General features: G+C 64.1%; 15 protein-coding genes. 10 read left to right on the top strand and 5 right to left on the bottom strand.

The genetic code is table 11. The features are described from left to right. Nucleotides 1–10 precede the first annotated feature (10 nt). Nucleotides 11–748, bottom strand: a complete 738-nt coding sequence (locus PJE01S_RS03650) for a hypothetical protein (RefSeq protein WP_068831774.1) — start codon at nt 746–748, stop codon at nt 11–13. A 360-nt stretch (nt 749–1,108) separates the two neighbouring features. On the opposite strand from PJE01S_RS03650, the gene gshA reads away from it, so the two are divergent. After that, on the top strand, nt 1,109–2,677 hold the full coding sequence (gshA, locus tag PJE01S_RS03645) for a glutamate--cysteine ligase (RefSeq protein ID WP_068831773.1): 1,569 nt from the start codon (nt 1,109–1,111) through the stop codon (nt 2,675–2,677). A 35-nt stretch (nt 2,678–2,712) separates the two neighbouring features. Here gshA and PJE01S_RS03640 read toward each other — a convergent pair whose 3' ends face one another. Both PJE01S_RS03640 and PJE01S_RS03635 read right to left on the bottom strand, forming a co-directional pair. Beyond that, the gene (locus tag PJE01S_RS03640; RefSeq protein WP_218017490.1) at nt 2,713–3,558 is read right to left on the bottom strand and encodes an intradiol ring-cleavage dioxygenase; all 846 of its coding nucleotides are present in this window, start codon (nt 3,556–3,558) and stop codon (nt 2,713–2,715) included. A 273-nt stretch (nt 3,559–3,831) separates the two neighbouring features. Further along, a complete protein-coding gene (locus tag PJE01S_RS03635) occupies nt 3,832–4,086 on the bottom strand; it encodes a hypothetical protein (protein WP_068831772.1) in 255 nt (84 codons plus the stop codon). Nucleotides 4,087–4,351: 265 nt separating this feature from the next. Between PJE01S_RS03635 and PJE01S_RS03630 the strand changes: the two genes are divergently transcribed. Further along, nucleotides 4,352–4,987 carry a DUF2076 domain-containing protein gene (locus PJE01S_RS03630; RefSeq protein ID WP_084389356.1) on the top strand — a complete coding sequence of 212 codons (636 nt, stop codon included), beginning with the start codon at nt 4,352–4,354 and terminating at the stop codon, nt 4,985–4,987. A 99-nt stretch (nt 4,988–5,086) separates the two neighbouring features. Further along, nucleotides 5,087–5,395, top strand: a complete 309-nt coding sequence (locus PJE01S_RS03625) for an EthD family reductase (RefSeq protein WP_068831770.1) — start codon at nt 5,087–5,089, stop codon at nt 5,393–5,395. 93 nt (nt 5,396–5,488) lie between these two features. Here PJE01S_RS03625 and PJE01S_RS03620 read toward each other — a convergent pair whose 3' ends face one another. Then, nucleotides 5,489–5,707, bottom strand: coding sequence for an oxidoreductase-like domain-containing protein (locus PJE01S_RS03620; protein ID WP_068831769.1), 219 nt, complete (start codon nt 5,705–5,707; stop codon nt 5,489–5,491). A 20-nt stretch (nt 5,708–5,727) separates the two neighbouring features. Continuing rightward, on the bottom strand, nt 5,728–6,021 hold the full coding sequence (locus PJE01S_RS03615) for a hypothetical protein (protein WP_174548510.1): 294 nt from the start codon (nt 6,019–6,021) through the stop codon (nt 5,728–5,730). A gap of 261 nt (nt 6,022–6,282) precedes the next feature. On the opposite strand from PJE01S_RS03615, the gene ylqF reads away from it, so the two are divergent. The 7 genes from ylqF to PJE01S_RS03580 all read left to right on the top strand — a co-directional run bounded on the left by ylqF (nt 6,283) and on the right by PJE01S_RS03580 (nt 13,117). Beyond that, the gene (gene ylqF, locus PJE01S_RS03610) at nt 6,283–7,278 is read left to right on the top strand and encodes a ribosome biogenesis GTPase YlqF (RefSeq protein WP_068831768.1); all 996 of its coding nucleotides are present in this window, start codon (nt 6,283–6,285) and stop codon (nt 7,276–7,278) included. 21 nt (nt 7,279–7,299) lie between these two features. Beyond that, nucleotides 7,300–8,517 (top strand): MFS transporter, encoded by a 1,218-nt coding sequence (locus tag PJE01S_RS03605; RefSeq protein ID WP_068831767.1) that lies wholly within the window; start codon nt 7,300–7,302, stop codon nt 8,515–8,517. Between the two features lie 376 nt (nt 8,518–8,893). Next, complete coding sequence (locus PJE01S_RS03600; protein WP_068831766.1) at nt 8,894–9,769, top strand: MurR/RpiR family transcriptional regulator; 876 nt, start codon at nt 8,894–8,896, stop codon at nt 9,767–9,769. A 139-nt stretch (nt 9,770–9,908) separates the two neighbouring features. Continuing rightward, nucleotides 9,909–10,658 (top strand): glutamine ABC transporter substrate-binding protein GlnH, encoded by a 750-nt coding sequence (gene glnH, locus PJE01S_RS03595; RefSeq protein WP_068831765.1) that lies wholly within the window; start codon nt 9,909–9,911, stop codon nt 10,656–10,658. A 32-nt stretch (nt 10,659–10,690) separates the two neighbouring features. Then, the gene (gene glnP, locus PJE01S_RS03590) at nt 10,691–11,347 is read left to right on the top strand and encodes a glutamine ABC transporter permease GlnP (RefSeq protein WP_068831764.1); all 657 of its coding nucleotides are present in this window, start codon (nt 10,691–10,693) and stop codon (nt 11,345–11,347) included. Next, nucleotides 11,344–12,072 (top strand): glutamine ABC transporter ATP-binding protein GlnQ, encoded by a 729-nt coding sequence (gene glnQ, locus PJE01S_RS03585; RefSeq protein WP_068831763.1) that lies wholly within the window; start codon nt 11,344–11,346, stop codon nt 12,070–12,072. The genes glnP and glnQ overlap by 4 nt, the downstream gene beginning before the upstream one ends. Continuing rightward, nucleotides 12,062–13,117 (top strand): C45 family autoproteolytic acyltransferase/hydrolase, encoded by a 1,056-nt coding sequence (locus tag PJE01S_RS03580; RefSeq protein ID WP_068831762.1) that lies wholly within the window; start codon nt 12,062–12,064, stop codon nt 13,115–13,117. The genes glnQ and PJE01S_RS03580 overlap by 11 nt, the downstream gene beginning before the upstream one ends. Nucleotides 13,118–13,148 lie beyond the last annotated feature (31 nt).

Here is a 13,148-nt window from a genome sequence, read left to right as displayed (position 1 = left end):
GGCGTCCGCCTCAAGGCGCTGATGGCTGCGTTGCCTCATAGCCTGGCGCGGCCTGGTCGTCGGCCAATGGCACTCCGAGCGCCTGGTCGCGTATGAGAAACAGGCGCTCCAGGTCCTTCAGCGCGTCGTCTTCCTGGGCGGTCTCGGCCGGTGGGGCGACCGGCGTCGCCAGATCGACATCCAGCGCCGCCGCAGCTGCCGCGCTCACGGCGGCTGCGGGAGGCGTGGGCGAAATCGGCGCCATGGGCGCAACCGCCGGAATGGGCGTGACGTGGACGCGCGGCGGCCTGGCGATGGGCGTGGGGCTGGGCGCGGGCTTGGCCGGCCCCAGCCAGAACGCCTTCTCGGGCAGCGTCAGGTAAGGGCAGGTCTCGGCCACCTCCAGCTGCCACGCAATGCTGTGCAGCCACTCCGAAGCCTGGGGTTCAAAGCGGGTGATGTCGGCCACCAGCGCGCTTTGCAAGGCATAGCAGTAGTTCATCAGGCGCTCGTCCCAATGCTTGATGATGAGTCGCATCGTCATGCCGGACCCGCGGCTGCGGCTGGCCACCACCTGCATCTGGCACTCTATCCATTGCAAGGGGATGCCGTGATTGCGCAGCAGGTCGCGCAGCAGCATCTGCGCCAGCTGGCGCCGCGTGGCGTTGAGTGAGCCGTCTTCGATGGTGAGCGGGTTGTCGCGGCTCGAGGGCAGCACGCCCCTGGCCGGTTTGGCTGGCGCCGCGGCGCCTAACAACGTTTTCAGCATTTTTTTCATTGTGATGGCAGTGCGGACTGCGCTAGGGTTGGCGGGCCCTGTCAAAACGGCTTCTGGGTGACGGCAGGGATCCATGACATGTTACAAGCTGTTTCCAATGTTCGTTGAGCCGGCCAGACAAGTCAAGAAGGTTTTTGACAATTAAAACGAAAGGGCCCGGACCGGCCCCTGCATTCGGGCGCTAAAGTGCGGATTTGCATGCCCAAACGTCGGCTGTGGCGCAAATCCCGATTTTGTGCCTGCGGCCCTTGCAGACTCCACCAAGCTGTGTTGGAAAGCCGGTTTGCCCCAGCGGGAAGCGCCGGCCTGTGATAACTTCCACGCCAATCCAAGATCTGAGGGAATGACGATATGAACAAGTTGCAGGCGCCCGCGGGCGCGCTTTTGCAGGATCGCCTGAAAGCGCTTACCCCGGCCAGGCTTCAGGGCATGCGCCGCGGCATTGAAAAGGAAAGCCTGCGTGCCCAGCCCGGCGGCGGTCTGGCGCTGACGCCGCACCCGGCGGCCCTGGGTTCGGCCCTCACGCACCCCAGCATCACCACCGACTTCAGCGAGTCCCAGGTGGAGCTGGTCACGGGTGCGCACCCCAGTGTTGAGGCCACGCTGGAAGAACTCACGCAAATCCACCAGTTCACCTACCGTGTCATGCAAGACATCGGCGACGAAATGCTGTGGGTGTCCAGCATGCCCTGCGATTTGCCGACCGACGAAACCATCCCGATCGCGCGCTTCGGCTCGTCCAACGTCGGGCGTGCCAAAAGTGTCTACCGCATGGGCCTGTCCCACCGCTATGGCCGGCGCATGCAGACCATCTCGGGCATTCACTACAACTGGTCGCTGCCCGATGTCACGAGCGAGCAGTACTTTGCGCTGATCCGCAATTTCCGCCGCCACGCGTTTTTGCTGCTCTACCTGTTTGGCGCCTCGCCCGCCGTCTGCTCCAACTTTGTGGCCGGCCGCCAGCACGAGCTGCAGCAACTGGCCGAGCACACCATGTACATGCCGCACGGCACCTCGCTGCGCATGGGGCGGCTGGGTTACCAGAGCGATGCGCAGGCCTCGCTGGCGGTCAGCTACAACAGCCTGGAAGGCTACGCCGCGTCCCTGCAGGATGCGCTCACCCGGCCTTATCCGGCTTACGAAGCGATTGGCATCCGCAACCCCGGCGGCGACTACAACCAGCTGGGCAGCACGCTGCTGCAGATTGAAAACGAGTTCTACGGCACCATCCGGCCCAAGCGCGTGATCTTCCCGGGCGAACGTCCGCTGCATGCCCTGCGTGAGCGCGGCGTGGAATATGTCGAAGTGCGGCTGATGGACCTGGACCCCTTCGTGCCCGTGGGCATCACCGCGCAGACCATGCGTTTCCTCGATGTGTTTTTGCTGCACTGCCTGCTGGCCGACAGCCCGCCCGACACGCCGGCCGAGATCGCCGAACTCAAGCACAACCAGCACCACACGGCGGCGCGCGGCCGCGAACCCGGGCTCAGGCTCAAACGTGCCGGGGCCGAGGTGGCGCTGACCGAATGGGGCGCCGAGGTGCTGGCGCAATGCGCGCCGATTGCCGCCGCGCTGGACGCCGCACAGGGCGGCAGCGCTTATGGCGACGCCGTGCGCAGTGCCGAGGCCACGCTGCGCAATCCGGACAGCACACCCTCGGCACGCGTGCTGGACACGATGGCCCGGGACTTTGGCAATTCCTTCAACCGCTTCGTCCGCGCGCAGTCCCTGCAGACCAGGGCCACGCTGCTGGCTTTGCCCTTCACGGCCGGGCAGCAGGCGCACTTTGCCGCGTTGACGCAGCAGTCGATTGAAGAGCAGAAAAAGATTGAAGCGGCCGATACCATGCCGTTTGAGATTTACCGCGAGCAGTATGTGTCGCCCCAGCGGCTGGGCACGCCAGCGGCGGCCCAGGCCTAGCGCCGGGCCGACGGGTTCGGCCCTGGCGCCCGCCATTAGTTTTTCGGCTTGCCGGGCACCAGCGCCGCCAGTCGTTCAGCCGCCGTCAGCGCCTTGCCGCGCCCCGGGCCACCGGCTCCGGGCGGCGGCCCTTCACCGGGAACCGGCGGCCGGCCGGCAAGCTGCCTGGCCAAGGGATCGACCACCACATTGAGCATGGCGACGTAGCGGTCGGCCTCTTCGCGCACCGCCCCCAGCACCGTGCTGCCCGCCATCAGCGCAATGCCGTCGTTGCGGTTGAGGGTTTCACGCAGGTGCGTGCGCCGGTAGTCGGGCAGGCTGGTGTAGAGAAACTCACTGAGCGCGTCGGGCAAAAAGAACTGCGAGGTCAGCAGCGTGCGCGCGCCGCTGAGCACCTTGAAGTGGATGTGCGTGGTGCGGCCCTCGTACCAGCCGGGGTAAATGCTGCGAAAGGCCGCCATGCCATCGGCACCGGTGATGAGCGTGCCGCGCAAAAAGCTGCTGCCCTTGGTGCTGGTGCTGCGCTGGTCGCCCTGGCCGGCATAACCCGAATAAAGCCCTGCGGCGTTGCAGTGCCAGATGTCGACCCGCATGTTGGGCAGCGGCGCAGCGCTGGCGTCCATCACGGTAAAGCGCACCTCCAGCGGCACACCGGCCAGGCCTTCGGTGATGTCGGCGCGGACCTTGCCGGCGTCAAAGTAATAAGGGCCTTCGGTGGCCTGGGCCGTCAGCGGCAAAGAGGCTGTTGCGACCTTGTCGGTGGCGGCATTCGTGCCGCTGGTGGCCAGCCCGGCCGCGCCGGCGCTGGCCACGCCAAAGGCCAGCCAGTGACGCCGGTGGAGGGCAGGGGTATTTTGGGGGGATGGTGCGAGAGGCTTCAAGGCAGGCTCCAGTAGTCAAGGGCGTTTTTTTCAGTGCAACGCAGCCATGTGTCTGGACTGTAGCGCTGCCGTTCCGCCAGCGTCAACGGCGCGGGCTGGTGCTGCCAATGATTCAAGAAAAACAGGGCTCCAGCCCTTGTCCTCCCTGCGCTATCAGCTATTGAAACCATAGCGAAACTGGTATTCACCCATGCGCATGGTTTCGTGCTGTTTCGACCCTCGACGACAGTGCGTCTGGATCGTTGCTCGCCAGTCGGCAGGCCGCCCGGCGTCTCATGCAGCGGGGCCGCCAATCTGAGCCAGCAACGTAGCCGCGCAGTCCCGCAACGCAAAAAATGGCGATGCCATGGCCAATCGCAAGAGGCCGGCGGCATACGATGGATCGCTATGGAAGCGGCTGGTGTCAATCCACCAGCCCTGCCCAGCCATTAGCCATTTGAAATCGACCTCTGCCAGCAGCGAAGCGCTCTCATCGGCGCCGGGTGCCGCATCATCGACCTGTGGTGCTTGTTTTGCCTCAACTTGCATGATGAGACCCTCCTCACATTCTGCCCAGATACCCCTCTACAACGGCCGAGTCTGACTATGCGCAGACAAGGCCGGCGCAATAATTCCAAAACAGGGAAAAAGCTGAGCGATGTGTGAAGAAATTCCCTGATTTCCGCTGTCGATCGGCTCGGGAATTCGAGGGGACTTCAGCGGCGGGTTTGGTATCAATGTGTTGCCGGCTCTTGAACTCTTGGCGGCGGGGCCGCATCTCGGCGCTGTCTTGATTTACATGTTGGAGCCTTCGATGAATTTGCAAGAGCGCGAGCAGTTGACCACCTTTTTGCAACAACTGGCCCAAGCGCAGCTTGGCTTCAAGGATGAGGAGGCGCAGGCGATGATTGCCAACACGTTTGCAGGGCAAGCCGATGCGGCCTATCTTGTGGTGCAGCGCGCCGTGATGCTTGACGCCGCCTTGAGGGGCGCCGAAGCGCAGATTGCGCAACTCAAAGCCCAGCTGGAGCGGCAGCGGCCTGGCGCACCGGCCTCAGGTTTTCTGGATGCGACGACCTGGGGTCGCCCAGCCAGCCCCGTGGGTTCGCCCCCCGCAATGACCAGCCCGGCCGTTCAACCCGCACCGCTTGCTGCCCCGTCCCCTGGATTTCAGGTGCCCAGCTTCCTGTCCAACGTGGCGACCACTGCCGCGGGTGTGGCGGCCGGCGCCTTCCTGTTCCAGGGCATTAACCATTTGGTCGATGGCCACCACCATTCATCGCTTTTTGGCGCCAATCCCTTGAGTTCGCCCGCCGCCGAGAGTGCAACAAGCACCATCAACAACTTCTTCGACCCGCCCGCTGACGCCAGTGGGGGCAGCGCGGACAATAGCGCCGGTTTCGATGAGTTGCTTGATATCGGCCGCGGCGACTCAAGCGACTGGACTTGAGCGCCAAGGTAGCGCGGGTCTGGCCATTGCGAGCGCGTGTTGCTAAAGTGCGTTGCCAGCCAGCGGCTTGCTGGTCCGGCAAAAACCTGGGGACGCGAAATGGCCAAACTTATTGCAAGCTATCAGCAGCCTGAAGACGCCGCTGCATTTGACGACTACTATTTCAATAAACATGTTCCGCTGGCCAAGACCCTGCCGGGCTTGCGCAGCTATGAAGTCACACGCGGTGATGTGATGGGCATGGCAGGCAAGCATGCCGCGTACCTGGTCGCCATTCTTGAGTTTGACTCCATGTCGGCCATTCAGGAGGCAATCGCCTCACCGCAAGGGCAGGCGACTGCTGCCGACCTGGCCAACTTTGCTGGCGCCGGCGTGGACTTGATGATGGGCGAAACGCGCTTGCTTTGAGGTGCATGCTCGCCGCAGCTTCCGGCGCAGCGCGCCACTGCTGCGGCGCGCTTTTCGCGTCGTACAGCTCCGATGTCCCCGGTGCCCTGTCGGTCAGCTTGCCAACTGCAGCAAGGCCTCTTCGCGCCAGTAGTCCACCGCACTGTAATAGCCCTCCCACACGCAACCGTTGCAGCCGCGCCCGCAGCAGCTGGTCGGCTCGGGCGGCGGCGCGCGCAGGGCCACGCCAGCGGCCTGGGCGCGCTGCTGCAGGGCGCTGAACAGGGCCAGCGCGGCTTCGCGCTCCGAGCGTTCGGCGGGACAGTCCGGCATGATTTTTTGGGGGCGCGCGCTTACTGTTTTTTTGCGCTTGCCAGGCGCCGCCAGGCATACACCCCGATAAACGCCACGCCCAGCACCAGCGCAAACCAGCCCACCAGCGAGGACTGGGCCACGATGCCCTGCATGCCCGGCGAGGTGATGAAGTAGGGTGAAATCAGCACGCCCAGGCCGATGAGGCTGCACAAAATGCCCTTAAACAGCAGCTCGTTGTTGGCCTTCTGGCTGGCTCTGTTCTGGGCGGCGCCAGCGCTGGTGCTGTAGCCGGCTTTGCTAGGGCGGCGTTTGGGAGGCTTGGGCAGGGACATGGCGGTAGGTGAGGGCGCTGAAGGGCGCTTTGGGGCGCTGTAGGGTGGCAGGGAGGGGTGTTTCCCCGATTCTCCCCCATCGCCCCGCCACGGCGCGTGGCTTGCCCCCATTTGCGGCGGGGTCGGGCCGCCTTGGGCCGGCCGGCGCGGCGCGTCGATAATCGGGCTTGGCTGATTGGCCGGAATGCGCACGGAATGCGCAACACCGCCTGCCCGTCATGTCGCCGCAATCCAGACTTCGAACCAAGAAAGAACATCCCGATGGCCATCCAGTGGTTTCCCGGTCACATGCACCTGACCAAAAAAGCCATCAGCGAGCGCATCAAGGAAATTGATGTGGTGATCGAGCTGCTCGATGCCCGCCTGCCCGGCTCCAGCGCCAACCCCATGCTGGCCGAACTCACCAGCGGCAAGCCGGCGCTCAAGGTTTTGAACAAGCAGGACCTGGCCGACCCGGTGCGCACGCCGCTCTGGCTGGCGCACTACAACAGCCTGCCCGCCACCCGCGCGATTGAGCTGGACGCCAGCGACACCGCGCCGGCGCGCCGCCTGATTGATGCCTGCCATGCGCTGGCGCCCACGCGCGGCAGCATGGTCAAGCCCATGCGCGTGCTGATCTGCGGCATTCCCAACGTCGGCAAGTCCACCCTCATCAACACCCTGACCGGCAAGCGCGCCACCAAGACCGGCGACGAGGCCGGCATCACCAAGATCGAGCAGCGCATCGTGCTGGCCGACGGTTTTTACCTGTGGGACACGCCCGGCATGCTGTGGCCGCGCATCATCGTGGCCAAGAGCGGCTACAACCTGGCCGCCAGCGGCGCGATTGGCCGCAACGCCTTCGAGGAAGAAGAGGTGGCGCTGGAGCTGCTTGACTACCTGATCAAGCACTACCCGGCCTCGCTGGAGGCGCGCTACAAGGTCAAAGTGGTGTCCGGCATCACCGACGAGCAGATGCTGGAGGAAATCGGCCGCAAGCGCGGCGCGGTTTTAGCCAAGGGCCGCATCAACCTGCAAAAGGCCGCCGAAATCGTGATCTACGAATTCCGCGCCGGCACGCTGGGCCGCATCACGCTGGAGACGCCCGACGAGTTTGCCGGCTGGCTGGCCGCGGGGCAAAAGCTCGATGCCGAGCGGCAGCTCAAGAAAGACAAGATCGAAACCAACCGCCTGATCAAGTTCAAGAAAATCCCCAGGGCCGAGAAGCCGCGCCATTCCGACGCGACCGAAACACCCGATACGCCAGACACGCCCTGAAGCGCAAGCGCCCGGCCGCCCATGCCCTTCATCGCCTTTCTGCGCGACAACGCCCGCTGGCTGGGCGGCGGTTTTCTGCTTTTTTTCTTTTCGTCCGTCGGGCAGACCTTTTTGATCTCGCTCTCGGCGGGCGATATCCGGCGCGAGTTTTCCCTCTCGCATGGCGAGTTTGGCTCGCTCTACATGGCCGCCACGCTGGCCAGCGCGCTCACCCTGCCGCGCCTGGGCCATCTGGTGGACCGCTACAGCGCCCGCAAGATGACGCTGGCCATCGTGCCGCTGCTTGCCGTGGCGGCCGCCTGCATGGCGCTGTCGCGCCACATCGCCATGCTGTTCGTGGCGATTTACCTGCTGCGCTTGTTGGGCCAGGGCATGATGACCCACACCGCCTTCACCGTCATGGCGCGCTGGTTTTCCGCCCAGCGGGGGCGGGCGGTGTCGCTCGCCACGCTGGGCCTGAACACCGGCGAGGCCTTGCTGCCCCTGGGCTTTGTGGCGTTGGCCGCGTCGGTGGGCTGGCGCAACAGCTGGTGGCTCGCCGCCGGCGCCTTGCTGCTGCTGGGCTTGCCGCTGATTGCCTCGCTGGTCGCCGTCGAGCGCGAGGCGCAGGCGTCTGACCCGGTGGCCCGCGTGGGCCTCGCCCGCGACTGGACCCGCCCGCAGGTGCTGCGCGACCCGCTGTTTTACCTGCTGATGCTGGCCATGGCGCCGCCGGCCTTCATCGGCAACACCATCTTTTTTCATCAGGTGTACCTGGTCGAGCTGCGTGGCTGGTCGCTGCAGGCCTTTGCGTCGGCCTTTACGCTGTACGCGCTGATGACGATTGCCTTCACCTTGGTGTCGGGGCAGCTGATTGACCGCCTGTCAGGCCTGAGGCTGCTGCCTTTTTACCTGTTGCCCCTCGGGCTGGGCCTGCTGCTGCTGGGCTCCCTGCAGGCCTCCTGGGTCATCTTTGCCTTCATGGCGATGTATGGCATGTCCAACGGCTTTTCGCTGTCGCTGTACGGCTCGCTCTGGCCCGAGATTTATGGCGTGAAGCACCTGGGCGCGGTGCGCGCCGTGATCGTGGCCGTGCTGGTGTTTGCCTCGGCGACCGGCCCGGGCCTGGCCGGCCTGCTGATTGATGCGGGTGTCAGCTACCCGGCGTTGATCGTCGGGCTGGGCGGGTATTGTGGCTTGATCTCGCTGCTGATGCTGCGGGTGACGCGCCGGCTGAAGGCGCGAGCGCAGCAGGCTTGAGCCAGGGTTTTGGCCTGGAAATCGCCTTCAAGCCAAGGCAGGGAAAGCGCTAGCTGCTATCAAAATAATAGTTAACGGAAGTGCTCCAAGTACGGCAGACCTATACCGTCCACGGGGAAGCCGCCCTGATCAATTCATGGGCAACCTGTGGAAAGCCAGCAGGGACGGGGCTTTGCGGAGTTGTTGGAACGCTTATCCACAGACTGGCCCACAGGAGCTGGGGGTAAACGGGTGTGCCGGGCCCTAGGGTGATGCGGGCGACGCATGCGCCCGCACGCGGGTTGGAAAAAGCGCTGCAAGCCCCATGGATCGTCGGCCTGGCTGTGCGATGTAACATTCGATCCAATTGTTGATCGGGTGTTGCAAACGGAATTTCATGCAAAGTACAGAGCTTATTCTTGGGCGCTTTTCCTCCCTGAGTCCGAAAATGCAGGTGGCCGCGCGCTTTGTGGTGGACCATCCCAACGAGGTGGTGATTTCGTCCATGCGTACCTTGGCGGAGCAGGCCCAGGTGCCACCATCCACCTTGGTGCGTCTTGCACAACATTTGGGCTATGCCGGCTGGCCGGAGCTGAAGTCGGCGTTTGCCGAAGACCTGGGCCTGCATTCCGGACGCTATGGCCAGCGCGCCAAAAGCCTGGCCACCCGCGGGCGTGAGGTGGATTTGCTGGGCGAGATGTTTGCCGTGCAGCGGCAGAACCTGGACGCCACCGAGGCGCTGTGTAAGGACTCGCTGCGCGAGGCGGCCAGGCTGCTGAAGAGCGCCAGGGCCGTGCATGTTGCCGGCTTCCGGGCCAGCTTTCCGATGGCCTATTCACTGGTCTACGGTTACCGGCTCTTCCGCAATTCGGTCCACCTGATCGATGCGCACCGCGGCGGCCTGGAGATGCAGATGCGGCCCATCGAGCCCGGGGATGCCGTGGTGACCATCAGTTTCGCGCCTTATTCCAGCGAATCGGTCACGGTGGCCGAAACGGCCCGGGCCGCCGGTGCGCGGGTGATTGCGCTGACCGACAGCAATGCCTCGCCGCTGGCCCTGGCGGCTGATGTGCAGGTGCTGTTCTCCGCGGCAAGCCCGTCCTTCTTTCCGTCGGTCGCCGCGGCCATGGCCGTCATGGAAGCCCTGTTGGAACTGCTGGTGGCCGATGCGGGCGAGGCCGTCGCGCAAAAAATCGATGCTGCCGAACAGCAGTTGTTCGACTCCGGCGCCTACCTGCTGCCTTCTGCCAAGCGCTCGGCCACCAAGGCCTGAGCTTTTCCCAGCCCTTCGGGTAAACCCACATTCAAAAAGCCGGAGCTGGCACGTAATATGCAAATATTGTTGCACACAATAGCATTACGCAAATGTGTTTGCACCAATATGGTGAAACTTCAATCTGAAAGGTTCTTTCATGAGCAAGCTTTTTTTGAAAATGGCGGTTCTGGCGCTGGGTGCTGCCGCTTTGTTGGGCCAGGCCGCCCGCGCCGAAACCCTGTTGGTCGCGGTGGACACCGCCTTTGTTCCCTTCGAGTTCAAACAGGGCGACAAGTACGTTGGATTCGACATTGACCTGTGGGACAGCGTCGCCAAGGAACTGAAGCTGGACTACAAGCTGCAGCCCATGGACTTCAGCGGCATCCTGCCCGCCCTGCAGACCAAGAACGTGGACGTGGCGCTGGCCGGCATCACGATCAAGGATGAGCGCAAGAAGGTCATCGACTTTTCGGACGGTTACTACGACAGCGGTTTCATGCTGATGGTGCCGGCGGCCAGCACCATCAAGGGCGCTGAAGACCTCAAGGGCAAAGCCCTGGCGCTGAAGACCGGCACCTCCGCCGCGGACTATGCCAAGGCCAACTTTGCCGGCACCGACCTGCGCCTGTTCCCCAACATCGACAACGCCTACCTCGAGCTGCAGACCGGCCGTGTGGACGCCGCCATGCATGACACGCCCAACGTGCTGTACTACATCGCCACCGCCGGCAAGGGCAAGGTCAAGGCCGTGGGCGCCCAGATGCTGGCGCACCAGTACGGCATCGGCTTTCCCAAAGGCAGCCCGCTGGTCGCCAAGGTCAATGGGGCACTGGCCAAGATCAAGGCCGATGGGCGCTACACCACGATCTACAAGAAGTGGTTTGGCACCGAGCCGCCAAAGCCTTAATCAAGTAAGTCAAGCGAGAACAGGAGTCCGGTATGGAATTCGACTGGTCCGTCATTTCTGATGCCCTGCCGGCCTTGCTGCGGGGCGCCAAGCTGACGGTATTGATCACGATCGCTGGCCTGGTCGGCGGCACGTTGGTCGGGGTGTTGTTTGGCTTGATGCGCGCTTACGGCAACAAGCCTGTTCGCACCATCGGCTTGCTTTATGTGGGCTTTGTGCGGGGCACGCCCATTGTGGTGCAGGTGATGTTCATCTACTTTGCACTGCCTGTGTTGCTGGGAATCCGGGTTGACGCGATGACGGCGGCCGTCGCGTCCATCATCGTCAATTCGGGTGCCTACATTGCCGAGATTGTGCGCGGCGCTTTCCTTTCGGTGCCGCGCGGGCTGCGTGAGGCCGGTGTCGCCCTGGGCATGCCGACCTGGCGGGTGCTCGCCTTTGTGGTGGGGCCGGTGGCCTTTCGCCGCATGACGCCGCCGCTGGGCAACCAGTTCATCGTCAGTCTGAAAGACACCTCGCTGTTCATCGTGATCGGGGTGGGTGAACTGACGCGTCAGGGCCAGGAGATCATGGCCTCGAACTTCCGCGCCGTGGAGATCTGGACCGCGGTGGCGGTGATTTATCTGCTCCTTATTGGAGTGCTGACGTTGACCCTGCGCACCGTCGAAAACAGGATGCGAATCTTATGAGCATGGTTGAGTTTGCAGGCGTGACCAAGCGCTTTGGCTCCACGGTCGTTCTCGACCAGGTGAGTCTCAATATCAAAAAGGGCGAGGTGGTCGTGCTGATCGGGCCGTCCGGCTCGGGCAAGTCCACCCTGCTGCGCTGCGTCAATGCGCTGGAGGCGATTGATGGAGGCGACCTGCGGGTGGATGGCCTCAGCGTCCTGGGTGGCGCGGCCATGGTCCGCGAGATACGCCAGGAGGCGGGCATGGTGTTTCAGCAGTTCAATCTCTTCCCGCAGATGACGGCATTGGAAAACGTGGCCTTCGGTCCGCGGCAGGTCCGCCGCATGTCCAAAGCGGCGGCGCAAGACCTGGCGCGCGAGCTGCTGGCCAAGGTGGGCCTGGCCGAGCGAGCCGGGCACTACCCCAACGAGCTCTCGGGCGGGCAGCAGCAACGCGTGGCCATTGCGCGGGCCTTGGCCGTCAAGCCCAAGATGATGCTGTTTGACGAGCCCACGTCGGCGCTCGACCCGGAACTGCGGCAGGAAGTGCTGCGCGTGATGCAGGCGCTCGCGGAAGAGGGCATGACCATGGTCGTCGTCACCCACGAGATGGCCTTTGCACGCCAGGTCGGCACCCGCCTGATTTTCATGGAGCACGGCCACATCACCGTCGACGGCCCGCCCGCCCAACTTTTGGACAACCCTTCCAGCCAGCGTTTACGTGAATTTCTTCAACATGTCGAATAAGCCCAGTTTCGCCTATCTCAAGATCAGCGGCAGCCCTTTTGAAGCGGGCCAGGCGCTGGGCCGCTTCGGGGCGCAGGCGGTGCATGAGCACCTGCTGCACTCGAAGGCCTGGGCCGGTGTGATGGGGTGGCGCGGCAGCGAACGCGTCGCCCGGATGGCCGCACTCGTGCAGGCCAGGTTCCCGCGCGTCTGGTCGGAGCTGCAAGGCCTGGCCTCGGGCCTGCAGCTTCCCCTGGGCGATGTTTTTCTCTGGAACTGCCGTGGTGACCTGTGGGCCATGTCCCCGGACGGCTGCACAACGGTGCAGATTCCCGGCTCCGGCGTGCAACGCATCAGCCACAACGAAGACGGCGATCCCGGCTTCACGGGGCGTTGCGCCATGGCGGAATTCGCGGTGGACGACAGCCCGGGCTTTGCCTCTTTTGTGTACCCGGGCTCCATACCCGGCCACACTTTTGCTGTGACGCAGCAGGGCCTGGCCATCACCGTCAACAACCTGCGTGAACTCAGCGTCGATGCGGGCATGCCCCGCATGGTGCTGACGCGCGCCCTGCTCGAGCTGGCCACGCAGGACGAGGTGGTCCGGCTGCTGCAAGCGCAGCCACGGGCCGGTGGCTTTCACCTGAGTGTGGCGCAGCGCGGCTGTGCGCACTTGCTGTCGATCGAGTTCAGCTCGGCGGCCTGCTCGGTGCGTACCGTGGAGGCGCCTGCGTTGCATGCCAACCATGCGATCCATCCGGCCATGCAAGGCTTTCCCCAGCTCATCACCGAGTCTTCCCGGCGCCGGCAGCTGCGTGGCGATGCCTTGCTGGCGCAGGCGATCGAGGGCGGCAGCGCCATCCAGCCGCTCAACATACTGGCGGATGCGCAGGACCCAGCGTTCCCTATCTACCGCAAGGATCCGGCCGACAGCGACGATGAAAACACCCAGGCCACGGCCGACATCGTGGTGCGCGACACCCATGTAGACTGGCTGGTCTACGAGCGCCCGCAAGACCCGCCACGTTTTCGCATGACCGATGGCCATGCGCAATCCCCGCTTTGAGCGCGCTTTGATCCAGACGGAGAAACCAGCA

The organism is Polaromonas jejuensis NBRC 106434, assembly GCF_001598235.1.
Lineage (GTDB): Bacteria > Pseudomonadota > Gammaproteobacteria > Burkholderiales > Burkholderiaceae_C > Polaromonas > Polaromonas jejuensis.
The sequence above is the reverse complement of the archived record's forward strand: the minus strand, read 5'-3'. Positions and strand labels throughout refer to the sequence as shown.